Source organism: Altererythrobacter chaiwopuensis (assembly GCF_054957735.1).
In genome coordinates, this window is record NZ_JBTXJF010000001.1 from 313,830 (window position 1) to 336,343 (window position 22,514).

A 22,514-nucleotide genomic window follows, 5' to 3' on the forward strand; every position below is an offset into this window, starting at 1 on the left:
GTTCAATCAATTGTGCCTTCACGGCAGGCGCGGTTACACGCCCGCTTTCAGAAATGCAAAGTGCAATGGCCGTACAGGATAATAAAATTTCGTGGTACGACCCAAGCCCGGCTTGTCAGCGCCCTGCGGCTGCCGCGCGTTTGGGGGCCACGGTGCCGCTGGCCACGTCTGCCTCCGGTCGGGACACATTTAGCTTCAATTCCTGCCCTTCGGGGATCACGGCAAGCTGCCAGCCTGGGCGCGCCGCAAAATAGCGCCGCGCCAGCAATTGCATGATTTCAGGAGTGGTGTGCGAATAATCGCCCAGCAGGCTGCGCACCAGCTCTACCCGGCGCGGATCTGTGCTCGCACCCTCAAGCTGCATCAGCCAGAACATGTTGCTGGTTGCCGCGCGGCTATACAACTGTGCCAGCGGCTGGGTGGCGCGGGTGATCTCGTCATCGCTTGGCGGATTCTCGGCAAGATCCCGTGCAATCCTTTCTGCTTCAGTGAAAAAGACCGCCACATCATTCGGTCGCAATTGGGCCAACGCCATGATCATTCCGCCCTGCGGCAGATCGGTGGGCCATTGCGACACTGCTTGCGGCGAATAGCTCGCCCCCAGCCGTTCGCGCAGTGCATCCATCAACCGGTTGTTGAACAGCTCGACCAGGATATCGAGCTGGCGGGATTCACGCAGCCGCTCGATGCCGCCGCCAGTAGGCCAGGCAATCACTGCCGCAGCCTGGTTGGCATCACCGCGATGGGTCAGCACCTTGGTTTCCTCGCCCTCCACCTGGGGGAACTCCGGCAGCCGGGCAAGGGTCTCGGCGCTCAGCGGCTTGCGCGGGGGCAAGGCGCCAAAAGTGCGGCGCAAGGTCTCTATCACCGCTTCGCGGTCGAACTCACCGAACACCAGCACTTCCACTGGCCCTTCCGCCAGGCGCGGTTCCCATGCCCAGCGGAAGCCCTCAGGCGTGACCTTTTCCATCATCGCCGGATCGGGCGTGGCAAAGCGTGGATCGGAATCGCGCAGCAGGTAATCGAGATCGCGCTGGATAATCCCCGCCGGGCTCGCGGAATAGGAGGCATGGCCCATTTGCATCGCGGCCTTGGCTCGCAGCACAGGGTTGGGATCCCAGCGCGGCATGCCGAGCTTGGCGGCGAAGAGGTAGAGCTGGTCGGCCACATCGGCCGAGCGGGTCTGTGCCGAAAAGGTGAACACGGCATCCTCGATCGCGAAGTCGAAACCCATCTTGCGGCCCGTCGCCAGCCGGTCCAGATCGTTCTCGTCGATTTCGCCCAGACCGGAGGAAACCAGTGCGGCCTCACCCAGCGCGACATAGGGTGCATCGGCTTCGGAAAAACCTCGATAGCCCGCACCGAAGCGGGCCTTTACCGACACGCGGCCGGGCTCGTCATCGTTCGACCACAAAATCGCCCGCACCCCGTTGGCGAATTCGATCTGTTCGATGTCGAGCAGGCCGATCGGGCGGCGATCCACGATCTCGCCTGGCTTGCCGATCGGGGGCAACTCGTCGAAGGAAATCGTCCTGCTGGCGAGCCGCGCCGAGCCGTCGGGCGCAACATTACGTGCCATCGCCAGCCTCAGGCGCGCCTGGTCCGCCTCGCCCTCCTGCGGCGTTACATAGACCGCGCGCGTCACCGCACCTTCGAACAGCTTGCGCGTGTGTTCGAGTACATTGGCCGGGGTGAAGCGTGTGCGCATCCCGCGGAATATGGCCAATGCCACTTCGGGCGATGCCACGGTTTCGCGAATATCGACCGCGCGCACCAGATTGTCAGCCAGATTGCCGCCGGCAAGCACGCGGCGCTGCTCGACTTCGCTGGCAAAGGCAGTGTCGAATTGCGCCACCTCACGATCGATCTCTTCCTGGCTGGGTGGGTGCGACAGAGCATCGGAGATCACCCCCCGCACTTCCGCCAAGGCCTCTTCCCAGCCACCTTCCAGCGGCGAGAAAGAGACGAATGTCGCATCGCTCGAACGCGAAATATCGTTCTGTTCGACCTGCGCATACAGAAAGCGTCCGCCACTGCGCGCGCGCGTTTCGAGCCGCCGGTTGATGATCGCCTGCCCAACTGCATCAAGCATCAGCCCTTCATTATAGACGACGGTGTCCTGCACCTGGCGCCAGGGCCGCATAACTGCATAGGTCAGGCTGCGCGGCATATCCGGCTCGACAATGACTGAAAGCTCGCCCAGTGGATTGTCGCCATCCGCACCCGGCGGCGGCAAGGGATCGCCAAAATCGGGGGCGGGCACGTGCTCGCCCGTACCCTGCCAATCACCGAAATAAGTTTCGATCAGGCGCGCAAACTGCAGCGGATCGGCATCGCCAACCACCACGATGAGGGTGTTTTCCGGGCGATACCAGCGATCATGAAACGCCTTCACTGCTGCGCCGTCCGCGGCCCGCAAGGTTCGTTCCGTTCCAATCGGGCGCCGGTTGGCAAGGCGCTGCCCGGCGAACAATGTGGCCAGCGTCTGTTCGGTTACGCGCTGGGCCGCCCCGCTTTGCTCGCGCATCTCGGCCAGCACGATCGGCACTTCAGTGGCCATATTGCGGTCACTGAGTACCGGCTCACGGACCATGCCCGAAAGCAGCTTGAAGCTTTCCTCAAGCCCGGCGGGGCTGATTCCGGGAAGATCGATATTGTAAACCGTATGCGTGGGGCTGGTTTCGGCATTGGTATCATGCCCAAGGGTTGCGCCGAGCCGCTGCCAGGTCGGAATCGCTTCGCCCTGCCTCAGATATTTGCTCTCGCGGAACAGCATGTGCTCCAGCAGATGGGCAAAGCCCTGCTCGTCATCGCCTTCGTGCAGCGAACCGGCATCGATCCGCACCCGGATGGAAACCTGCCCCGGTGGGACACCGTTCTTGCGCACCGCATAGCGCAGGCCATTGTCCATCTCTCCGAACAGCCATTCCTGATCGACCGGGATATTGCTGCCGCGATAGAGCCAGGGCACTTCATCGCCGGTTTGCAGCGACGCGGGCGGCAGGGCCGGCGCGGGCGCAGCGGCAGGCACCTCTTGCGCGGCAAGCGAGAGAGGTGCGGCCAGGGGAGTAACCAGCAGGGTGAGCGCGCCTATGGCACGGAAAAACGCATTCATGCCCCTCATATAAGGAAGCAAGAGGTGAAGGGATAGTGAATGGTGGCCAAGCTTTGCTGCCTTGCCGATGCCAAGGGGTGCGCCTACATGGGTTGGCATGTTCATAGAGACCGAAACCACGCCCAATCCCGCCAGCCTGAAATTCCTGCCCGGGCGGCAGGTCATGGCCAGCGGCACCCGCGAATTCGCCACACCCGAAGCCGCCGAAGCCAGCCCGCTGGCGCAAGCGATCTTTGACACGGGCGAAGTGACCAATGTGTTCTTTGGCGCCGATTTCATCAGTGTTACCGCCGCTCCGGGCGCGAGTTGGAGCGGGCTCAAGCCGCAGGTAGTCGCGATCCTGCTTGACCATTTCGTATCCGAAGCGCCGCTGTTTGCCGGTGGCGACGCCTCCGGAATCAGCATGCCGGCTGACGACAGCGAAACCCTGCTGGTCGAGGAAGATCCCGCCAATGCAGAGATTGTCGCACAGATCCACGAACTGCTTGAAACCCGCGTGCGCCCCGCTGTCGCGGGCGATGGCGGCGATATCGCCTATCGCGGGTTCAAGGACGGGGTAGTCTACCTGACGCTGCAGGGCGCTTGCTCGGGCTGCCCGTCAAGCACCGCCACGCTCAAGCACGGCATCGAAGGCCTGCTCAAGCATTATGTGCCCGAAGTCACCGAAGTTCGCGCCGCCTGACCTCTCCGACGCCGGAACATTCCCATGACCAAGCAATTTCACGACGTCACACTCAGCAGCAGCGCGCTCGATCAACTGTTCAACGAAGCGCGCACCTATAATGGCTGGCTCGCCAAGCCGGTGAGCGATGACCAGCTGCGCGCCATTTATGACCTGATGAAAATGGCCCCCACCTCGGCAAATATGCAGCCGATACGGATCGTGTGGGCAAAATCGCCCGAAGCGAAGCAGAAGCTGGCCGATTGTGCGAGTGAAGGCAACAAGGCCAAGATCCTGGCTGCTCCGGTCACCGCGATTCTCGCCTATGACATCGATTTTCACGAGGAGCTGCCCTGGCTGTTCCCGCACACCAATGCCAAGAGCTGGTTCGAAGGCGACGAAGTCGCGCGCGAGGAAGGCGCTTTTCGCAATTCCTCGCTGCAAGGTGCCTATCTTATTCTCGCCGCGCGTGCGCTGGGGCTTGATTGCGGGCCGATGTCCGGTTTTGACGCCAGTGCGGTCAATGCCGCCTTCTTCGCCGATGAACCGCGCCACAGGGTGAACTTCATCTGCTCGATCGGTTATGGCGACCCGCAAAGCATTTTCGAACGCAGCCCCCGGCCCGATTTCGACAAGTTCAACTCGATCGTCTAGCTTGCAGGCACCGCCAAGCTGAGGCATCGCAGCGTCATGCGCACGCCCAAACGCACTCTGGTGATAGAGACTGCCACGGAAGCCTGTTCGATCGCGCTGTTCGAAGGCACCGAATTGATTGCGCATGACCACCGCCTGCTCGGGCGCGGCCATGCGGAATTGCTCGTGCCAATGATCGCGGCTTTGCCGGACAGGGGCCGCGCCGACCGGATCCTCGTTTCGCTTGGTCCCGGCAGTTTCACCGGTGTGCGGATCGGCATTGCGGCCGCCCGCGCGCTCGGCTTTGCCTGGCAGGCGGAGGTGCTGGGCTATCCGACGCTGGCACTGGTGGCCGCGATGGCCAAGGCGCAGCGGCCACAGCAGGCCGTCACCATCTGCATGAATGGCGGGCACGGCGAATTATTCATCCAGAATTTCACAGCCGATTCGATTGCCGAGGGCCAGGTCCGCTCGCTTGGTCCCGCAGATGCAATTACCGCCTGCAAACACACGCTTATTGCCGGCAACCGTGCGAAGGAGCTGGCCGATCTTGCCGGGGCGCACGCCCAGGCACTCGATCTGCTGCCCGATGCCCGGCAAGCCCTTCTGCTCGATCCCTTGCACCTCGGGGCCGAGGTGGCGCCGATCTATGGCCGCGGCCCCGATGCCAAATTGCCCACCAAGGTGGCGGCCAAATGAGCGGCCCGGCCGTTTCCGCTGGCAGCCAGCTTGATCATGTCATGGCGATAATGGAAGCCGCCTTCGATCCCGCATGGGGCGAGGCCTGGAACCGGCGACAGGTCAGCGATGCGCTGTCCATGCCCAATACCCATGCTTTCGTGGTTAATGACGCCGGTGAGTTGCTGGATTTCGCAGCATCGCCTCAAGCCATCGCAACTGGCTTCCTGCTGACGCGTTATGCACCGGGCGAGGCCGAATTGCTTCTGATCGCAGTGCGTCCCGAAATGCGAGGGCGCGGTTTGGGTGAGCGCCTGATTGCCGTTTTGCGCGATCATGCCCGCTGGCACGGAGCAGAACGAATCTTCCTGGAAATGCGCGAGAACAACCCGGCAGCAGAGTTGTACCGAAAGGTGGGGTTCGAGCCAATTGGCCGACGCCGCGCCTATTATTTGCTGGCAGATGGCACGCGTATGGACGCAATTACTTATGCCCTGTCGCTTGAGTAGCCAGAATTACTGGATAAGGTAAATTTATCCATCTTATCCGGTTGCAAATTCACGAATTTGGGTTCATCGTTTTACGATCGGGGGGAAAACTCCGAGCACAAAAAAAATTGCGAGGAACTCATGGATACGACTGAAGCAGATATGAAAGAGACGCTGATTACACTTACATCTGACATCGTAGCGGCGCATGTCAGCAATAATTCCGTAGCGGTTGACGACGTGCCGTCGCTGATCAGCAATGTATTCGCAGCGCTTTCATCGCTCGGCGGTGGGGCAACCGTGGCAGAGGCGCGGCCCGAACCGGCGGTGTCGATTCGTGCGTCCGTAAAGAAGGATCACGTCGTCTGCCTCGATTGCGGCAAGAAGATGAAGATGCTGAAGCGGCATCTTTCGACTGAGCATGGCATGACCCCCGACGAATACCGTGCGCGGTGGGAGCTTGGCCCGGATTACCCGCTGGTGGCGCCAAACTATGCCGAAACGCGGCGCAAGCTCGCCAAGGAGATCGGCCTTGGCAAAATTCCGGGCCAAAAGCGCGGTCGGCGCAAGAAAACTGCCTGATCATCCGGGCATCAGCTTGAGGTGAGCGCCTTGTGCCGATATTGGTTATAGAGGTACAGGGCGCTTACTTAACCTGGCGGAGGGCCTTTTGCCGCAGAAGATCGATCTTGAACAACTTTGTGCCGACAAGGGGCTGCGGATCACCGAACAGCGCCGCGTGATCGCGCGCGTGCTGTCCGAAAGCGCGGACCACCCTGACGTCGAACTGCTGCACGAACGTGCCTCTGCCATTGATCCGAAAATTTCGATCGCCACGGTCTATCGCACGGTCCGCCTGTTTGAAGAGGCAGGCATACTCGACCGGCACGATTTCGGAGATGGGCGGGCACGTTACGAGGCTGCCCCCGAAGCGCATCATGATCATCTGATCGATGTCGAAACCGGCAAGGTGGTCGAATTCGTCGACCCGGAACTGGAGGCGCTGCAGCGCGTGATCGCGGAGCGGCTGGGCTATCGGCTGGTCGATCATCGAATGGAACTTTATGGCGTCCGCCTCTCGCGCGACGACTGACGCGGAACTGCGTGCGGCCGCTGCGCGCGGCGAACCCACCAAGATTAGCCCGATGGGATGGATGCGCCTTTATTGGCGCGCATTTCAGCTGGTATTGGCCCTCGTGGTGCTGGTGCCGCTGCACTATCTTTACCGGCTGCTTGCCTATGGCTCTCCCTTCCCGATGTATTTCTTGCGCTTTGCCACGCGGGTTTGCGGCGCGCGCGCGAAAGTGGTGGGCACGCCGCTCAAGCGCGACGTATTCTTCATCGCCAATCATGTCTCGTGGCTCGACATCCTCGCAGTCGCGGGGGCCAGCGGCACGGCCTTCGTTGCCAAGGCGGAACTGGCGGAAGTGCCGGTGGTCGGGTGGCTGGCAAGCCTCAACCGCACCGTATTCGTCAAACGTGAGAACCGCATGGGGGTGGCAGCGCAAATCAACGCCTTGCGTGAAGCGCTGAGCGACAACTGGTCAGTCACTGTCTTTCCCGAAGGCACGGTGACCGACGGCCATTCGCTGCTGCCCTTCAAGACCAGCATGCTGCGCGTGCTGGAGCCACCGCCCGCCGAGGTGCTGGTGCAGCCAGTGATGCTCCATTACGGCGAGATTGCCGAGTGGATCGGCTGGGTGGGTGAAGAGACCGGGCTGAACAATGCCAAGCGGGTGCTTGCCCGCAAGGGCTCATTCCAGCTTGAGCTGCATTTCCTCGAGCCGTTCAGCCCCGAAGACCACCACGGGCGCAAGGCCATCGCCGCAGAGGCGCGGGGCCGGATCGAGGAGGCGCTGGAAAATGCGCTGGGCAAGCCGTTGCGTGAATTCGAATACTCGGTCGATCCGGTGCGTTACCGCGCACCCGAGAAGCAGTACCCGATCGAATAGGATTACAGCCCGGCGCCCACCAGCCAATCGTGGAACAATCGCACCGGACGGAATTCGAGCGCGGCAGGCTTGCACACAAACCAATAGCTGTATGGGCTTTCGACCTCGACCCCGTAGAGATCGGTCAGGCGGCTGTCGGCGGCACGGCGCATGTGATCATCATGCATGATCGCTATGCCCAGCCCTTGCGCCGCGGCGGCCAGCATCAATTGGCCCGAATCGTAATGATCGATCGCTGTCGGCTCGAGATCTTCCAGCCCCAGCGCTTGCTTCCACGCCTCGAAACTCGAAGGCAGCTCGTTGTGGATCAGGAAGGTCTGCTTGGCGAGTTTCTCGATATCAGGGGTATCGCCCAACACCTGCGCCAATTCCTTGCTGCAGATCGCATGGACCATGTTGTGATCGAGCCGCACTGCGTGCAATCCCTGCCTCGGCCCGCGCGACAGAATGATCGCCGCGTCAAGCGTGTCACCCACCCGGTCCTCAAGATGCGGGCCGGTGTCGATGTCGATATGGAGCAGGGGGTGGCGCTTGCGCAATTCGCCCAGATGAGGGAACAGTCGCTGGCTGCCGAACAGCGGCAAGACCCCCAGCCTCAGGCGCAACAGCGAAATATTGTCAGACTGGCTTTCGACCGCACGGGCCAGGGCCTCGAGGTGCGGATTGACCGCCTCGTAGAAGGCCTGCCCCTCGTCAGTGAGCTGCATTGACTGGCGCGCACGGGTGAACAATTTCTTGCCGACGAATTCTTCAAGATTCGTGATCCGGCGCGACAGCGCCGAAGGGCTCAGCCCGATTTCCTCGGCCGCCGCGCGTGCCGAGCCCAGGCGCACCGTGCGCATGAAAGCCTCTAGGGCGCGAAGGGGGGGAAGGCGGCGGCTGGGCATCTGGCGAATCTCCTTCGACTGATACGCATTGCGCGCCGAAAAGATGCAGAAAATCGAACCTCAGGGCTGATTTTTATTCATTGCTTGCTGTTCCCGCATCTGCGGGAGCGTGCAGCCGAAGCCGGGTAACGTGGGTTTCGTCGCCTGCAGTAACTTCGATCCGCCAACCGCTGGGATGCTCCACCACCGCACCGACCGCAGGCACCTGTTCGGCCAGGATATAGGCGAGCCCGCCCAGCGTATCGACCGCTTCGTTGACTTCGGCCAGGCGCGGATCGACGAGCTCGGCGACATCATCCAGTTCGGCACGGGCGTCGCAGTCCCACATTCCATCGCCGATCGGCACAATCAGCGCTTCGGGCGCGTCATCATGCTCATCTTCGATTTCGCCAACGATTTCCTCGACCAGATCCTCGATCGTGATCAGGCCGTCCGTGCCGGAGAACTCATCAAGCACGATGGCCAGGTGCACTCTCCGCGCGCGCATATCCGCCAGCACGTCCAGCGCGCCGCGCACCTGCGGCACGTAAAGCGGCTGACGCATCAGCGTGGTCCAGTCACTGGGTGGAGGTTCGCGTTTCGCCAGATAGGGGAACACGTCCTTGATGTGAATCATGCCGATCACTTCATCGAGCGTGTCGCGATAGACCGGCATACGCGAATGCCCGTTTTCGCTGAAGGCAGCGACCAGTGCATCCCAGCTGGTTGTCGCTTCGACCGCGATGATCTCGCTGCGTGGCACCGCCACGTCATCCGCATCGTGCTCGCTGAAGTGCAGCAGATTGCGCAGCATCTGGCGTTCGACCGGCGAAAGATCGCCATTGCCTGCCAGGGGCTGGCTTTCGCTGCCCTGCTCGTCCTCGTGTTCGTCGATCGCTTCTTCGAGCTGCGCGCGAAGGCTGCGGTCGCCCTCACCGATTCTCAAGATCCTGCGAATCGCGGACATCAGCCCGCTGCTACTGTCCGCGTCTCCCGCGGGGGATGGGGAATCGGGCATGGCCCTAAACTTCGTCGCTCCTGTTAATCACAATCGCCATATGGGTCTGCGATACCCAAGTTTGCAAGTATCGCAATCTCCAAAGCCTCCATCTTGTCCGCATCTTCCTCACTTGTCTCGTGGTCATGGCCGGCAAGATGGAGCAATCCGTGCACGATCAGATGTGCGGCATGGTGTTCCAGCGGCACGCCCTTCTCCGCCGCTTCGCGCGCGCAGGTGCCATGGGCGAGTGCAAGATCGCCCAACATCTCGGGCGGGCCTTCCGGTGCGAGCTCAAGCAAATCCTCGCGGGTGAGCATCGGGAAGCTGAGGACATTGGTGGGTTTGTCGCGCCCGCGCCATTCGCGGTTGAGCGCGTGGACTCCCTCGTCCGAGGTGAAGAGGATCGAGGTTTCAAGGCGTGGGTTGGCCAGTTCGGGCGCGATTGCCGCGCAAGCCTCCGCCACGCGCAAGGCCAGCGCTTCCCATTCGCCTGCAGGCCAGCTTTCGATGTCGATATCGAGATTCATCAGTTTTTCGTCATTCCCGCAAAAGCGGGAAACCATTTCATAGAAAGGGTGCCTCCGCAGTGGATCCCCGCGTTCGAGGGAATGACGGACCGAGATATTGCTCCGTTCATCGCAGCAAGTGCACGCTTGATGCCCATATGGAACACATGGAACAGGGTTTAAAGGATAAAAAGCGGCCCCGCCCGATCTGCGGAATCAGGTGCGGGTGCTGGAAGGGAACTATTGGTGCGGCCATACCCCACCATAGCGCGATCAAACCGGCGTAGGAAACGCGTTCAATCCTACCCGATGCCTGAAGGGGGTGGAAGGCGGACGTTACAATCCGCCCTCCAGTTACTTTTGCGGGCAGTGCTCGAAATCCGACCCATATTGTCCGGTTCCCGGCAACCAAGAGGTCGCTCCACTGTGGGTGAAGCGGCCTCGTTATTCGTGCCTTTTATCTGACGCCGGACTAGGCGGCTTTCTTGCCCGCCATTGCGTGGACATCCGAGGCGCCGAGACGCTGGCCACCGATGGCCCAATCGCCCTGCTCCACTTCCATGATGCGGACCCAGGTTACCGGGCGCATCGCTTCGCCTTCGACAGCGATCATTGCTTCGGTGACGTTGTCGATCAGCGCGTGCTTCTGCTCATCGGTGAATACATTCTTGATTACGTCGATTGTTACGAGTGGCATTTCAATTCTCCTGGTGCATTTCAAGTGCATCGGTGTGTTCCGATGGAACGTTAATGCATCGGGATTTGCCGGGATGCTTGACGCGGGCTTGAAGATATCTGACCTTTTCATGAAGATTTCAGGGAAAGGGGGTCCGGTTGTCCGGATTCGGTCCAGGCATCTACCGTTTTGACGGTATGGAGCTCGACAGCGCGCGTTTCGAGTTGCGACGTGGCGGCTCGCATGTCCATGTCGAACCCCAAGTGCTTTCGTTACTGATCCTGCTCGCTGAAAACCACGGACGCATGGTTTCGAAGAACGAGATCATCGATGTGATTTGGGATGGCAGGATTGTCTCTGAAACCGCTGTCGCTGCGCGGATCAAGGCGGCGCGCAAGGCAATCGGCGATGATGGCAAGCAGCAGCGCCTTATCCGCACAATCCATGGTAAGGGATTTCGCTTTGTCGGCGATGTGGCTGTAAATGAGAGCACGTCTCAAGCGGTCCCAGCTTCACCTTCGGCAAATCTTGCCAACGAAGTTGTTGCCGCGGAGGCGATTACGGCGACCTTGCGCAAAGCGCGTGAAGGACGTCCCTCGATAGCTGCGCTGCCATTCGCTGTGATTGGCGAAGCGGGTTCGCATGCGATCGTGGCTGACGCCCTGCCAGCCGATATAATCAGAGACCTGTCGCGGCTGCACTGGCTATTCGTGATCGCGCGCGGATCGAGCTTTCGGTTTCGCGGGCCGGATGTCGATCCGATGGACGTGGGGCGCCAACTTGCAGTCCGTTATTGCCTTACAGGCTCGATCGAGTTCAACGACGGGAAAGTGGTCGTATCAGTCAGCCTTGTCGATACCACTGACGGTGGCTCTATCTGGGCCGAACATTATCGCAGCGCACTCGCGGAATTGCAGCAAATGCGCCCCGATATCGAGTCCCATGTCGTGGCTGCACTCGAAGTGCATATCCCGCGCAATGAAGTGAGGCTTGCGCGAAGCCGGCCTGCGGCAGACCTTGATGCATGGGCGAGTTTCCACCTTGGTCTCGATCATATGTATCGTTTTAATCGGGCGGACAATGCGTGCGCCGCAAAGTTGTTCGAGCAATCGCTGGCGCTGGACCCGAATTTTTCGCGTGCTCTGGGCGGCCTGTCCTTTACCCATTTCCAGAACGCATTCTTGCGTTTTGCCAATGACCCAGAGGCCGAGATGGAAGCGGCCCGCACGCTGGCACACCGGGCGGTCGAAGCTGACAGGCTTGACCCCTTTGCCTATTTCAACGTTGGACGAAGCCTTTGGCTTGAGGGACGGCTAGAGGAATCGATCGGCTGGTTCGATCGTGCCACCGGCATCAGCCCCAGTTATGCCCAAGGCGTCTACAATCGCGGATTGATCAGCACGATGGCGGGCAAGGCCAGGCAGGCCGATGTTGATTTGGCGCTTGCTCTTGAGCTTAGTCCGCTCGATCCGCTTGCGTATGCGATGGTGTCTGGCCGCGCGCTTACGAATCTGCAGATGGGCGATTATGCAAAGGCGGCCGAATTCGGTGCGCAGGCCGCGACAATGCCGGGTGCACACAAGCACATCGAGCTAATTGCAGCTTTCACAGCGCATCTGGCCGAAAGCCGAGCCGATGCACAGCGCTGGTTGAGCAGAGCCAAGTCCGCCGATCCAGATATGAATTCCGAAACGTTTTTTCGCGCCTTCCCCTTTGCCGACAATGCCGCACGTGAAGTTATAGAGAAGAGTTTGAAGGACTTGGGGCTATAAGGATATGTCTGCAATTGGGTTGTGAGCGGACAGGCCGCTTTGGGCCAGTAGCTTGGAAAAGCGACCAGCACGCTCTCCGAATGGTTTCAAGGGCTGATGAAGGGCCGCTACTAATCGGGCGTGAACCCGACCTCGTAGCATGGCAGAGATTAGAGGAAGTAGCTTAGCTGAACTCCCCGTTTGCGAATGCTTCGGCCATAGCGAACTTCTTGATCTTGCCCGAGCCGGTTAGGGGAAACTCGTTCACCCATATCCAATAAGCAGGCGTCTTTTGCGGCGATAGTTGCTTGCGCACATGGGCCCTAAGCTCGGCCGCATCAGGGGCGTCAATGCCCTCGGCCTTACGCATGAAGCAAGCGACTTGCTCTCCCCATTTCTCGTCAGGCACGCCAACAACCGCGACTTCGGCGACAGCCGGGTGCTCCATCATGGTGTTTTCGATTTCGGCAGGAAAAAGGTTCTCCCCGCCGCGAATAATCATTTCCTTCACCCGTCCGGTAATCCTCAGATATCCGCGCGAGTCCATGGTCCCCAGATCACCCGAATGCAGCCAGCCTTCAGCATCAATGGTTGAATCAGTGGCTTCGGGATTGTCGTTATAACCCGCCATGACATTATAACCACGGACGCAAATCTCGCCCTGGGTGTCCAAGGGGCAAATTGAATTGTCGACGACATCGCGGATGGATACTTCCATATGGGCCAATGGCTGGCCAATTGTCTGGGTGCGATCTATTTCATTATCATGGCGCCAGCCCATGGTGATCAAGGGTGATGCTTCTGTTTGGCCGTAAACAACCTGGACTGGTACGCCGAACACTTCTTCTGCATTCCGGGCCAATTCGGGAGAGACCAACGCCGCGCCACTCATCAGTGCTTTGGCCCCGGTCATTTTGCGGCCTGAACGCCGAATTTCCTCAATCATCATCACCAGCATCGTGGGGACACCGCCGCCAAATTCGGGTTGCTCTCGTTCGAGAACTTCAACGACCATTACCGGGTCAAAAAATGGGAAGATCCCCATAGTTCCGCCAATGGCAAGACCTCCAAAGATCTGCGCAGATGCGGCCGCATGAAACAGGGGCGTCGTTACGATTTCCTGTTCGCCGGGTTCAAACCCCCAACGGGCGAACATGTCAGCAGCGTTCTGTAGCACCGCGCCTTGCTTGAGCAGTACGCCTTTCGGAAATCCAGTGGTGCCCGAGGTGTATTGGATCTGAAGAATATGGCCGGGCGTTGTCTCACGCAGACTGCCGGGCACATCGCAAGCGTGAAGGGCGTCTAGGTCGGTGAATTCAATAACAGTTGTGACAGAGTTGAGATCGCTACAGGCCTCATCAATGATCGGACGGAGCGGCGTGCCACGCGCATCCGGCCCGTGGTAGATCGCTTCTGCGCCAGACTGTTCGACCACGTAGCGCAGCTCTCGCGAAACATAGGCTGGGTTGACAGTGACAATCGTTAATCCCGCAAGCGCGGCAGCAAACTGCGTGAGCACCCATTCGGGGCAATTCGTAGCATAGATCGCGATTCTGGCACCGGGTGCATGACGAGCAGCGAGAACGCGTCCCAGCTTTGCGCAATCGCGTTCCATTTCCGCAAAGGTCCACTCCCGGCCGATCTGGCCATCCGGTAGCACTTCGCGCAACGCCTTTTCATCGGGGCGCGTCTGTGCCTGTTCACGTATCAGACCTGCGATAGTCATTTCGCGAAACGGCGTATCAGCTTGGGCAGGAAAATAGCTCTCAGTCAGCGAGACCTTGTACATTTGCACCTCTCTCGCGACCCGTCCGAGGAAGACTAACTGAAAAGGTATATCTGACAATAGTCTGTCAGAGACGCTGCGACCCAAATGTCTGCAATTGGGTCGTGAGCGGACAGGCCCTACCCCTACTCCGCCTTCCCCTCGTAAGCCTCGACGATCCGGCCCACGATCGGGTGGCGCACCACGTCGGCGGCGGTGAAGCGGGTGATCGCAATGCCTTCGACGCCTTCCAGCAGGCCAACCGCATCGGCCAGCCCCGATTGCCCGCCCCCACCGGGAATGTCGACCTGCCTGGGGTCGCCGCATACCACCATGCGGCTGTTCTGCCCGAAGCGGGTGAGGAACATCTTCATCTGTTCGCGCGTGGTGTTCTGCGCCTCGTCAAGGATGATGAAGCTGTCGGCCAGCGTGCGCCCGCGCATGAAGGCGATCGGCGCGATCTCGATCTCGCCACTGGCTAGCCGCCGCTCAACCTGCTCGGGCGGCATGCAGTCATACAGCGCGTCATAAAGCGGGCGAAGATAGGGATCGACCTTCTCCTTCATGTCGCCGGGCAGGAAGCCGAGCTTTTCGCCCGCCTCCACCGCCGGGCGTGACAGGATCAGGCGCTGCACGCTGCCGCTGATCAGCTGGCTGACGGCCTGCGCCACCGCAAGATAGGTTTTGCCGGTGCCCGCCGGGCCGAGCGCGAAGATGATGTCATCCTTCGCCAGCTGGCGCATATAGGGGATCTGGTTGGCGCTGCGCGGCACGATCGTTTTGCGGCGCGTGCGGATCATGATTGGCGGGGCCTCATCTTCGCCCGATATGATCCCTTCCAGCGTCGGCTCGTTCGACATGGCGATGAGCGATTCGATCGCGCCTGCATCAAGGTCTTCGCCGCGCGCCAGCCGATCATACATGGTCTGAATGGTGTCGCGTGCGCGTGCCACGCTGTCTTCCGGCCCCTCGATCTGCAATTGGCCGCCGCGTGCGGAGATGAACACGCCCAGCCGATTTTCGACCTGAACCAGATTGGCGTCGAACTGGCCGAACAGTGCGCCCAGCAGCGACTGATCCTCGAAACTCATTTCGATGCGCGCGCGGCGCGGCTTGGTTGCAGGGAAGGCGGAAACCGTGGAACCGGTCTCGCCCGGATGCTTGTTAGCGGGTTTACGTGCCATGCGCTCCTTTGGCGTTTCGCCAAATGTGTTGGTGAGTCGGAATCTAGGCGCGATTATGCGGGAAGCAAGCAAGCCGTCCAAATATGGCAGTGGAAAGTCACCCGCCTGTCACGCAAAACCCTCAGGCTACGGCGGCTGATTGACGCAGCAGGCCCTTGAGCGAGTTTGGCCCGGCTTCGGCGAGTTCGACCGTGACCATATCGCCAATCGCGCAGTCGCCTTCGAACCACACGCTTTGCAGCCAGGGCGATTTGCCGAGCCACTGGCCGTCGAGCTTGCCATTGCGTTCGACGAGCACCTCGCAGATCTTGCCTACGCTGGCCTGATTGAACGCAAACTGGTCGCGATTTAGCGCGGCCTGAAGGCGCTGGAGCCGTTCGTCCATCACGTCACGCGCGATCTGCCCATCCATGGTCGCGGCGGGCGTGCCGGGACGGGGCGAATATTTGAAGCTGTAGGCCTGCGCATATCTGACCTCGTCTACCAGGCTCAGCGTATCCGCGAATTCGGCCTCGGTCTCGCCTGGGAATCCGACGATGAAATCGCCGGACAGCGCAATGTCGGGCCGGGCCGCGCGGAACCTTTCGAGCAGCCGCAAATAACTTTCCGCCGTGTGGCTACGGTTCATCGCCTTCAGCACCCGGTCAGCCCCGCTCTGCACCGGCAGATGGAGATAGGGCATCAGCTTGGCGACCTCGCCATGCGCGGCGATCAGCGCCTCATCCATGTCGGCCGGATGCGAGGTGGTGTAGCGAATCCGTTCGAGCCCATCGATTTTGGCAATCGCGCGGATAAGCCCCGCCAGCCCCTGCGCGCAGCCCTTATCATCCTCGCCGGACCAGGCATTGACGTTCTGGCCCAGCAGCGTGATCTCGCTCGCACCGGCTTCCACCAGTTTCTGAGCTTCGATAATCAAATCACTGAACGGACGTGAGATTTCTGCCCCGCGCGTATAGGGCACCACGCAATAGGTGCAGAACTTGTCACACCCTTCCTGCACGGTGAGGAAAGCGGTGGGGCCGATCTTGCGGCGTTGCGGAAGCGAATCGAACTTGGCGATCGCAGGCATGTCGGTATCGGCCGCGCGTTCGCCCTTCACCGCCTTGTCGAGCATCTCGGGCAGACGGTGATAGGCCTGCGGGCCGACCACCATGCTCACCGCCGGGGCGCGCGCCATGATCTCTTCGCCCTCGGCCTGTGCGACGCATCCCGCAACCGCGATCAGGGGCTTTTTGCCGACCGCCTCACCCGCCTTTACTAGCCGGCCGATGTCGGAATAGACCTTCTCGGCGGCCTTCTCGCGAATGTGGCAGGTGTTGAGCACCACCAGGTCCGCCTCTTCGCCTTCCGGCGCGGGCGTAATGCCGCGATCGCCCAGCAGCTCAGCCATGCGCTCGCCATCATAGACGTTCATCTGGCAGCCGAAGCTCTTGACGCGGTAGGTTTTGGGGGCGGTGGACGGTTTCATTGGAGGCGGCGCTTTAGCGGGAAGCGCCCCTCATGCCAACACCCCTGCGCTCCTGCGCAAGCGCGAGCATAGTTGCGGCGGATCAGCCTGGGTTCCTGCCTGCGCAGGAACTCACGAAAGTGTGGCGGCGCGCCGAAGGTCTTTATCGCGGCCGAATAGTTCGAGGATGGCGACCAGCTCCGCACGTTCGGGCACGAACACATGGACGTCACCGCAACGGACTATCGCGCGCGATTGCACTTGCACCGACAGCCATTGTCCGCCTCGCAAAACCTGAAGCCCGGCCATGAATTCGACCGGCAAGGCGGGCTCGCTCCACAGGCCAAAGCGTTGCGAGCGGAACATCGTCTTGCCCGCATCGGGCGTGTCGGCGAGCGACAGGCGTTCATAAAGCACGTCAAGATCTCGCCGCGAAACGATGACATCGATATCGGCGATTTCTCCCGGATCGCCTCCGTGGAGTGCAACCGCCGCGCTGCCGATCACCCACCAGTCGTCGCGCGTATCGCGCATGACTTGTGCGAGCTGCGCCAATGAGGCGGCTAGCGCAGGATCACTCGGCTTCGCCATTCTTTCCCGGCTTCTCCCGCCGTGCCACATGCACGCAAGGTTCGGTGACAGGCGCGCCCGCGCCGGGATGCGGTTTGCCGGGCGGGCCGCATTCGACCGGGGGCTTTGCGATCGCGTAGCGTTTCACGATTTCATGCGCGTCCGAACGGTCATACGCAGCGATCCAGGTGATGCAGTCAGCCAGCTGCCTGATCTTGTGCTTGGTGAACCGATCCGCTTCTGGCGCACAGTTGACCACGAACAAATCCGCCGCCGGGGCAGAGCGGAACTTGCGAAAATAGCGCAGCGCCTCGCCGCGTTCGTTTATTACCGTGCGGTTGGCGGCATTCACCATCGAATCGCCGCGATAGAAGGGCGAGACATTGAATGCATAGGCCCTCACGTCCGAATGAACGATGGAGACCTCGGTCGCGAGCGCGCCGCCCAGCGAGTGACCGGTCACAATCCACGGTACATCATCGCCCCAACGCTCTTTCTCGGCTGCGAAGTATCGGAACGCGATGTCTTTCTGGTCGTTCTTGACCGAGCCAAACCAGATGTCTCGCGCACCATCGAAATCGGTTCCGCGGAATGCAACGATGCGCGCGATCAACCTGCGCTCTGCACTCTCGCGTGGCGGGGCGAACTGCTCAAAAACCTGATAGTCGAAGCCCGTTTTCGAGTCCGCTTCATCGATCGGCAGCCGCTCGATCCGTTTCAACAGAGGTTCGAGGCTTCCATAAGCGTCGCTATCGCCCAGATAGGCATTGGTCGAGGCGAGTGCATAGGGATAGCTTTCTGCCGCCGCCTCACGCACAAATCCACACCAACCGCCCGGCTCCATCCGGCACGGACTGCGCGACTGGGTGATGTCAGCATAGGTGACACAGCCGCTGAGCAGCAAGGCGAGCGAAGGGAGCGCTATTCCCCGCAACGCGTTTCGCGTCAGCTTACCCAACCACGGCCTTCACAATCTTGCCTGGTTCACGCGGGGGTTCACCCTTGGGCAGCGCGTCAATGTGTTCCATGCCGCTCTCGACCTGGCCCCACACGGTGTACTGGTTATCCAGGAAGCGCGCGTCATCGAAGCAGATGAAGAACTGGCTGTTGGCGCTGTCAGGCACGGCAGTGCGCGCCATCGAGCAGGTGCCGCGCACATGCGGTTCGGCGCTGAATTCGGCCTTGATGTCAGGCCGATCGCTGCCACCCATGCCGGTGCCGGTGGGATCGCCCCCTTGCGCCATGAAGCCGGGGATCACGCGGTGGAACACCACGCCATCGTAAAAGCCTTCCTTTGCCAGCTCGGTGATCCGCTCGACATGGCCGGGGGCAAGATCGGGGCGCAGCTTGATCACGACATCGCCGCCTTCTCCATTGCCGGTGTCGAGGGTGAAGGTCAGTGTATCAGCCATGCGTGAATCTCCTTGGGGCTCCTGCGCGCCGATATAGAGACTTGTGGGCATGAGTCACCCCCAAGGCGGCTTGCAGCCTTGCTTTTCATGCGCCCGAGCCTAGACCGTGCGCATGTCCGAAGACGTGCGCCTTGACCAAGATGAGGACCTTCTGCTGGCCGATGCGCCGGAAGAGGAAGGCCCGCACCCGGACGACCGCATCGATGACGAGCGCCACGACGAGGAAAACCGGCTCAAGCCCGAATATGTCCGCAGTGTGCGCGATGCACTTGATGAAGGCGACAAGGGCGCGGTCTATGACCTGGTAGAGCCGCTCCACCCGGCCGACATCGCCGATTTGTTCGAGCTGCTCGACCGCGATGACCGGACCGCGTTGGCGCGCGCGATCACCGATCTGATGAGCTCGGAAGTGATCGCCGAACTCAACGATTATGTGCGCGAAGACATGATGGAGGCGCTGCCGGCAGAGGCTGTTGCTTTCATCGCCGAACAGCTCGAAACCGATGATGCCGTCCAGCTGATCGAGGATCTCGACGAAGAGGACCAGCAGGCGGTGCTGGCCGAACTCGATGCGGAAGACCGCGCCGCAATCGAAAGCGCGCTGGCCTATCCCGAAGAAACCGCCGGGCGCCTGATGAGCCGCGACTTCGTGGCCGTTCCCGAGCACATGAGTGTGGGCGATGTGATCGATTACCTGCGCGGGCGGCATGATCTGGCGACCGATTTCTTCGAGATCTTCGTGGTTGACGAGCGGCATCACCCCGTCGGCACCTGCGCATTGAGCTGGATATTGACCACGCCGCGCAACATCGCCTTGTCCGACGTGATGAAGCGCGACCAGACGCTGATCCCGGTCAGTACCGACCAGGAAGAGCTCGCCCTGATGTTCCAGAAATACGCGCTGATCTCGGCCGCGGTGGTAGATGAAAGCGGGCGGCTGGTCGGCCAGATGACCGTTGACGACGTGGTCCACATCATCTCCGAAGAGGCGGGCGAAGACGTGCTGCTGCTGTCGGGCGCGGGCGAAGGCGACATCAACGAGCCGATCCGCGAAGCCTATGCCAGCCGCGTGCGCTGGCTGATCGCCAACCTCGGCACGGCGCTGGTCGCAAGTTTCATCATCGCCATGTTTGGCGCCGCGATCGAAAAGCTGGTGGCGCTGGCGGTACTGATGCCGATCGTTGCCAGCATCGGGGGCAATGCCGGCACGCAGACCATGGCGGTGGCGGTGCGCGCGATCGCCACCAACCAGCTGACCCGCGCCAATACCTGGCGCATCGTCAGGCGCGAATTGCGCGTCGCTCTGCTCAATGGCGCGACCATCGCGGTGTTGATCGGCCTTGGCACGGCGGCCATATTCACGCCGCAGCTGGGCGCGGTGATTGCCACTGCGATGATCATCAATATCATCGTTTCGGGCATGGCGGGCGTGCTGGTGCCGGTGATGTTCGAACGACTGAACCAGGATCCGGCGGTTGCCTCCAGCGTGTTTGTGACGATGATCACGGATTCGATGGGCTTCTTCGCCTTCCTGGGGCTGGCGGTGGCAGCGGATCTGGCTTGATCTTGTCAATGCTAGGGTCAATGCGGGGGTCATTGCGGGGAGCCGCGCAGGCGGCGGCGCGGCAATCCATGGTCCACAGTTGCGCCAAGCGGTAAAGCCGGAAGCTGGATTGCCTCGCTTCGCTCGCAATGACGGAAAGAGACATTAGATAGCCCCCATGCCGCTGCACATGACCAAGATCGCCTTTGGGGCGAAGAGCTGGGACGATCTCGCCAGCTGGTTCGAAAACCGCGAGCAATTCCTCATGACCACGCGTTATCTGCCCAAGCGGCACGAAGAGATGGTGGGCGGCTCGCTTTACTGGATACTCGACCACACACTGGTCGCCCGCTCACCGATACTGGGCTTTCCCAGGGCGAAGGACGGGCGCTGGCATATCGAGCTTGAGCCGCGGCTGATCCGGGTCCACCCCCAGCCCAAACGCGCGCATCAGGGCTGGCGCTATCTCACCGAGGAACAGGCCCCGCGCGATCTCGATGCGGGCGAGGATGCAGGCGATGCCATGCCCGGCAGGCTGGCTGGCCAGTTGCAGAAACTTGGACTGATCTAGAGCCTCATGACAATGCATCCTCTCGCCGTGCTGTCGCGCCGCTGGCCCTTCGCCAATGGTTCGGGGCGCTTCATTGATCGCTGGGCGCGCGGGATCAATCTCGGCCACGGCCAGCGCGAAGTGCGCACCAGCGACGGCTTTTCCATGAGCGTGCTTGCCGACGACCATATCGGCCGCCATCTGATCCTGTCAGGCAAGTTTGACCGCAGCGTGGTCCAGGCCCTGCTTGACCATGCCCTGCCGAGTGACTGCCTGCTCGATATCGGCGCCAATATCGGCTACGTCAGCGGCTGTTTTCTTGCCCAAGTGCCCGATGCAACGGCGATCTGCATCGAACCGCAGCCGGAAGTGTTCGAACTGCTCGAGCGCAATCTCGCCCAGTTTGGCGAGCGCGCGCTGGCACGGCAGATTGCCCTGTCAGACGCCGCAGGCGAGCTGCGCTTCCGCATCGATCAGGCAAACCGCGGCGCATCGCGCATCGATCCTGCGGGCGCAATCCGCGTGCCAACGGCCAATGCGGGCGACTTTCTGCGCGGCCTTGAGCGCCTCGAACTAATCAAGATCGATGTGGAAGGCCACGAACTGCCCATCCTGGAGTCGATGGCCGATGAACTTGCGCGGCTCCGCCCCCGCGCGATCCTGTTCGAGCATCATGGAACTGAGGCTGCACCTGATGGGAAAATCGGGCGGATACTGAACGAGATCGGCTACACCGTCTTCGGCGTCCGCAAGCGATTGCTGCGGACACAGCTTGTGCCGATCACCTGCGCGGCCGATTGCCGGACGAACGACTATCTGGCGCTGCTGAAAGCTTAGGTTCTGGGATCTAGCCTTGCTGCGCCTTGCGCAATTGCTCCATCACCAGCCGCACATCGTATTTGGCGTCTTCTTCTGGCGGCAGCGCATATTCGGCATAACTTTGCGCCAGCTCGTCCATCCGTTCGGCAATGCGCACGGTATTGTAGCCGTGGCTGACCACAAAGCGCCGAAGCGCCAATATCTGCGGCACCACGATCGCGGCGAAATCTTCCGCCGGCATCCCCGGCTTCATGAACTGCTCCGGGCCGATCGCGGTATAGACCCAGCCGGGAATGATTGTGCCGGCATGGACATGCGCGGGCAGATCCTCGCGCAGGCTCTCGGTCAGACCCAGCACCCCATGCTTGGCGGCGATATAGGCGGCCGATTGCGGCACGGCACAGAAAAAGCTGTTCTCGCTGCCGGTGTTGTAGATCGCCGAGGGTGCATCTTGAGCAATCAGGCGCGGCGCGAAGGCGCGGCAGCCATGCCAAACGCCCCAGAAATTGACATCGAAATGCGCCCGCGCCGCCTCGGGATCGACCTCCCACAGCTTGCCGCGTGGCCCGCCAACCCCGGCATTGTTGAGCAGCAGGTGCACTTCGCCCATCTGTTCGAAGGCCGCATCGGCCAGCGCCTCGACCTGCGCCAGATCGCCCACATCGCAGGGATGGGTCAGCGCGCCAGGCAGCATTCCCGCAGCCCGTTCCAGCCGCTCACCCGGCAGGTCGGCCAGCATCACCTTGATGCCCTGCCCCGCAAGTTCGCGCGCAATCGCCAGCCCGATCCCACTCGCCCCACCGGTGATTACTGCGGACTTCGGATGCCAAATGTCGCTCATCGACTTACCTCTCAACCGTCATCGCGAGCGTAGCAAAGCGATCCATGGACCGCCATG

Annotated in this window: 23 protein-coding genes; 11 read left to right on the plus strand and 12 right to left on the minus strand. The window is 61.2% G+C overall.

Annotated elements, in window-relative coordinates; translation table 11 throughout:
- Positions 1-115 precede the first annotated feature (115 nt).
- Positions 116-3,115, minus strand: coding sequence for a M16 family metallopeptidase (locus ACX3VQ_RS01510; protein WP_462579185.1), 3,000 nt, complete (start codon positions 3,113-3,115; stop codon positions 116-118).
- 97 nt (positions 3,116-3,212) lie between these two features.
- Between ACX3VQ_RS01510 and ACX3VQ_RS01515 the strand changes: the two genes are divergently transcribed.
- The 7 genes from ACX3VQ_RS01515 (at position 3,213) to ACX3VQ_RS01545 (ending at position 7,527) form a co-directional block, all read left to right on the plus strand.
- Positions 3,213-3,797 carry a NifU family protein gene (locus tag ACX3VQ_RS01515; RefSeq protein WP_462579186.1) on the plus strand — a complete coding sequence of 195 codons (585 nt, stop codon included), beginning with the start codon at positions 3,213-3,215 and terminating at the stop codon, positions 3,795-3,797.
- Positions 3,798-3,821: 24 nt separating this feature from the next.
- Entirely contained in the window at positions 3,822-4,430 is a 609-nt protein-coding gene (locus tag ACX3VQ_RS01520) for a malonic semialdehyde reductase (RefSeq protein WP_462579187.1), read from the plus strand.
- Positions 4,431-4,466: 36 nt separating this feature from the next.
- Positions 4,467-5,108 (plus strand): tRNA (adenosine(37)-N6)-threonylcarbamoyltransferase complex dimerization subunit type 1 TsaB, encoded by a 642-nt coding sequence (tsaB, locus tag ACX3VQ_RS01525; protein ID WP_462579188.1) that lies wholly within the window; start codon positions 4,467-4,469, stop codon positions 5,106-5,108.
- A complete protein-coding gene (locus ACX3VQ_RS01530; RefSeq protein ID WP_462579190.1) occupies positions 5,105-5,596 on the plus strand; it encodes a GNAT family N-acetyltransferase in 492 nt (163 codons plus the stop codon). Before tsaB ends, ACX3VQ_RS01530 begins: the two co-directional genes overlap by 4 nt.
- A gap of 120 nt (positions 5,597-5,716) precedes the next feature.
- Complete coding sequence (locus tag ACX3VQ_RS01535; RefSeq protein ID WP_462571910.1) at positions 5,717-6,157, plus strand: Ros/MucR family transcriptional regulator; 441 nt, start codon at positions 5,717-5,719, stop codon at positions 6,155-6,157.
- A gap of 88 nt (positions 6,158-6,245) precedes the next feature.
- Positions 6,246-6,668 carry a Fur family transcriptional regulator gene (locus ACX3VQ_RS01540; protein ID WP_462571908.1) on the plus strand — a complete coding sequence of 141 codons (423 nt, stop codon included), beginning with the start codon at positions 6,246-6,248 and terminating at the stop codon, positions 6,666-6,668.
- Positions 6,640-7,527 carry a lysophospholipid acyltransferase family protein gene (locus ACX3VQ_RS01545; protein WP_462571906.1) on the plus strand — a complete coding sequence of 296 codons (888 nt, stop codon included), beginning with the start codon at positions 6,640-6,642 and terminating at the stop codon, positions 7,525-7,527. Before ACX3VQ_RS01540 ends, ACX3VQ_RS01545 begins: the two co-directional genes overlap by 29 nt.
- A gap of 2 nt (positions 7,528-7,529) precedes the next feature.
- Here the strand turns inward: ACX3VQ_RS01545 and ACX3VQ_RS01550 are convergent, their stop codons facing one another.
- The 4 genes from ACX3VQ_RS01550 to ACX3VQ_RS01565 all read right to left on the minus strand — a co-directional run bounded on the left by ACX3VQ_RS01550 (position 7,530) and on the right by ACX3VQ_RS01565 (position 10,596).
- A complete protein-coding gene (locus ACX3VQ_RS01550; RefSeq protein WP_462579191.1) occupies positions 7,530-8,414 on the minus strand; it encodes a LysR substrate-binding domain-containing protein in 885 nt (294 codons plus the stop codon).
- A gap of 73 nt (positions 8,415-8,487) precedes the next feature.
- Positions 8,488-9,360 (minus strand): hemolysin family protein, encoded by an 873-nt coding sequence (locus ACX3VQ_RS01555; protein WP_462579192.1) that lies wholly within the window; start codon positions 9,358-9,360, stop codon positions 8,488-8,490.
- Positions 9,361-9,434: 74 nt separating this feature from the next.
- Positions 9,435-9,920 (minus strand): rRNA maturation RNase YbeY, encoded by a 486-nt coding sequence (ybeY, locus tag ACX3VQ_RS01560; protein WP_462579193.1) that lies wholly within the window; start codon positions 9,918-9,920, stop codon positions 9,435-9,437.
- Between the two features lie 451 nt (positions 9,921-10,371).
- Complete coding sequence (locus ACX3VQ_RS01565) at positions 10,372-10,596, minus strand: tautomerase family protein (RefSeq protein WP_462579194.1); 225 nt, start codon at positions 10,594-10,596, stop codon at positions 10,372-10,374.
- Positions 10,597-10,733: 137 nt separating this feature from the next.
- On the opposite strand from ACX3VQ_RS01565, the gene ACX3VQ_RS01570 reads away from it, so the two are divergent.
- Positions 10,734-12,347 carry a winged helix-turn-helix domain-containing tetratricopeptide repeat protein gene (locus ACX3VQ_RS01570; RefSeq protein ID WP_462579195.1) on the plus strand — a complete coding sequence of 538 codons (1,614 nt, stop codon included), beginning with the start codon at positions 10,734-10,736 and terminating at the stop codon, positions 12,345-12,347.
- A 163-nt stretch (positions 12,348-12,510) separates the two neighbouring features.
- On the opposite strand, the gene ACX3VQ_RS01575 is transcribed toward ACX3VQ_RS01570, so the two are convergent.
- The 6 genes from ACX3VQ_RS01575 to ACX3VQ_RS01600 form a co-directional block, all read right to left on the minus strand.
- Positions 12,511-14,115: a class I adenylate-forming enzyme family protein gene (locus tag ACX3VQ_RS01575; RefSeq protein WP_462579197.1), complete on the minus strand. Its 1,605-nt coding sequence runs from the start codon at positions 14,113-14,115 to the stop codon at positions 12,511-12,513.
- A 122-nt stretch (positions 14,116-14,237) separates the two neighbouring features.
- Positions 14,238-15,275 carry a PhoH family protein gene (locus tag ACX3VQ_RS01580; RefSeq protein WP_462571897.1) on the minus strand — a complete coding sequence of 346 codons (1,038 nt, stop codon included), beginning with the start codon at positions 15,273-15,275 and terminating at the stop codon, positions 14,238-14,240.
- 121 nt (positions 15,276-15,396) lie between these two features.
- Positions 15,397-16,743 carry a tRNA (N6-isopentenyl adenosine(37)-C2)-methylthiotransferase MiaB gene (gene miaB / locus ACX3VQ_RS01585; protein WP_462579198.1) on the minus strand — a complete coding sequence of 449 codons (1,347 nt, stop codon included), beginning with the start codon at positions 16,741-16,743 and terminating at the stop codon, positions 15,397-15,399.
- A 111-nt stretch (positions 16,744-16,854) separates the two neighbouring features.
- Positions 16,855-17,313 carry a hypothetical protein gene (locus ACX3VQ_RS01590; protein WP_462579199.1) on the minus strand — a complete coding sequence of 153 codons (459 nt, stop codon included), beginning with the start codon at positions 17,311-17,313 and terminating at the stop codon, positions 16,855-16,857.
- A complete protein-coding gene (locus ACX3VQ_RS01595) occupies positions 17,297-18,196 on the minus strand; it encodes a hypothetical protein (protein ID WP_462579200.1) in 900 nt (299 codons plus the stop codon). Before ACX3VQ_RS01595 ends, ACX3VQ_RS01590 begins: the two co-directional genes overlap by 17 nt.
- A 46-nt stretch (positions 18,197-18,242) precedes the next feature.
- A complete protein-coding gene (locus ACX3VQ_RS01600; RefSeq protein ID WP_462571892.1) occupies positions 18,243-18,704 on the minus strand; it encodes a peptidylprolyl isomerase in 462 nt (153 codons plus the stop codon).
- 112 nt (positions 18,705-18,816) lie between these two features.
- On the opposite strand from ACX3VQ_RS01600, the gene mgtE reads away from it, so the two are divergent.
- The 3 genes from mgtE to ACX3VQ_RS01615 all read left to right on the plus strand — a co-directional run bounded on the left by mgtE (position 18,817) and on the right by ACX3VQ_RS01615 (position 21,634).
- A complete protein-coding gene (gene mgtE, locus ACX3VQ_RS01605; protein WP_462579201.1) occupies positions 18,817-20,268 on the plus strand; it encodes a magnesium transporter in 1,452 nt (483 codons plus the stop codon).
- Positions 20,269-20,425: 157 nt separating this feature from the next.
- Complete coding sequence (locus ACX3VQ_RS01610) at positions 20,426-20,818, plus strand: DUF1489 family protein (RefSeq protein WP_462579202.1); 393 nt, start codon at positions 20,426-20,428, stop codon at positions 20,816-20,818.
- A gap of 6 nt (positions 20,819-20,824) precedes the next feature.
- On the plus strand, positions 20,825-21,634 hold the full coding sequence (locus tag ACX3VQ_RS01615) for an FkbM family methyltransferase (protein ID WP_462579203.1): 810 nt from the start codon (positions 20,825-20,827) through the stop codon (positions 21,632-21,634).
- Positions 21,635-21,644: 10 nt separating this feature from the next.
- Here ACX3VQ_RS01615 and ACX3VQ_RS01620 read toward each other — a convergent pair whose 3' ends face one another.
- Positions 21,645-22,457: an SDR family NAD(P)-dependent oxidoreductase gene (locus tag ACX3VQ_RS01620; protein WP_462579204.1), complete on the minus strand. Its 813-nt coding sequence runs from the start codon at positions 22,455-22,457 to the stop codon at positions 21,645-21,647.
- Between the last annotated feature and the right edge of the window lie 57 nt (positions 22,458-22,514).

Excerpts from the sequence above, each read along its gene's own strand:
- ACX3VQ_RS01510 (WP_462579185.1), bottom strand. The coding sequence starts at position 3,115 with ATGAATGCGTTTTTCCGTGCCATAGGCGCGCTCACCCTGCTGGTTACT.
- ACX3VQ_RS01515 (WP_462579186.1), top strand. The coding sequence starts at position 3,213 with ATGTTCATAGAGACCGAAACCACGCCCAATCCCGCCAGCCTGAAATTC.
- ACX3VQ_RS01520 (WP_462579187.1), top strand. The coding sequence starts at position 3,822 with ATGACCAAGCAATTTCACGACGTCACACTCAGCAGCAGCGCGCTCGAT.
- tsaB (WP_462579188.1), top strand. The coding sequence starts at position 4,467 with ATGCGCACGCCCAAACGCACTCTGGTGATAGAGACTGCCACGGAAGCC.
- ACX3VQ_RS01530 (WP_462579190.1), top strand. The coding sequence starts at position 5,105 with ATGAGCGGCCCGGCCGTTTCCGCTGGCAGCCAGCTTGATCATGTCATG.
- ACX3VQ_RS01535 (WP_462571910.1), top strand. The coding sequence starts at position 5,717 with ATGGATACGACTGAAGCAGATATGAAAGAGACGCTGATTACACTTACA.
- ACX3VQ_RS01545 (WP_462571906.1), top strand. The coding sequence starts at position 6,640 with ATGGCGTCCGCCTCTCGCGCGACGACTGACGCGGAACTGCGTGCGGCC.
- ACX3VQ_RS01550 (WP_462579191.1), bottom strand. The coding sequence starts at position 8,414 with ATGCCCAGCCGCCGCCTTCCCCCCCTTCGCGCCCTAGAGGCTTTCATG.
- ACX3VQ_RS01555 (WP_462579192.1), bottom strand. The coding sequence starts at position 9,360 with ATGTCCGCGATTCGCAGGATCTTGAGAATCGGTGAGGGCGACCGCAGC.
- ybeY (WP_462579193.1), bottom strand. The coding sequence starts at position 9,920 with ATGAATCTCGATATCGACATCGAAAGCTGGCCTGCAGGCGAATGGGAA.
- ACX3VQ_RS01565 (WP_462579194.1), bottom strand. The coding sequence starts at position 10,596 with ATGCCACTCGTAACAATCGACGTAATCAAGAATGTATTCACCGATGAG.
- ACX3VQ_RS01575 (WP_462579197.1), bottom strand. The coding sequence starts at position 14,115 with ATGTACAAGGTCTCGCTGACTGAGAGCTATTTTCCTGCCCAAGCTGAT.
- ACX3VQ_RS01580 (WP_462571897.1), bottom strand. The coding sequence starts at position 15,275 with ATGGCACGTAAACCCGCTAACAAGCATCCGGGCGAGACCGGTTCCACG.
- miaB (WP_462579198.1), bottom strand. The coding sequence starts at position 16,743 with ATGAAACCGTCCACCGCCCCCAAAACCTACCGCGTCAAGAGCTTCGGC.
- ACX3VQ_RS01590 (WP_462579199.1), bottom strand. The coding sequence starts at position 17,313 with ATGGCGAAGCCGAGTGATCCTGCGCTAGCCGCCTCATTGGCGCAGCTC.
- ACX3VQ_RS01600 (WP_462571892.1), bottom strand. The coding sequence starts at position 18,704 with ATGGCTGATACACTGACCTTCACCCTCGACACCGGCAATGGAGAAGGC.
- mgtE (WP_462579201.1), top strand. The coding sequence starts at position 18,817 with ATGTCCGAAGACGTGCGCCTTGACCAAGATGAGGACCTTCTGCTGGCC.
- ACX3VQ_RS01610 (WP_462579202.1), top strand. The coding sequence starts at position 20,426 with ATGCCGCTGCACATGACCAAGATCGCCTTTGGGGCGAAGAGCTGGGAC.
- ACX3VQ_RS01615 (WP_462579203.1), top strand. The coding sequence starts at position 20,825 with ATGACAATGCATCCTCTCGCCGTGCTGTCGCGCCGCTGGCCCTTCGCC.
- ACX3VQ_RS01620 (WP_462579204.1), bottom strand. The coding sequence starts at position 22,457 with ATGAGCGACATTTGGCATCCGAAGTCCGCAGTAATCACCGGTGGGGCG.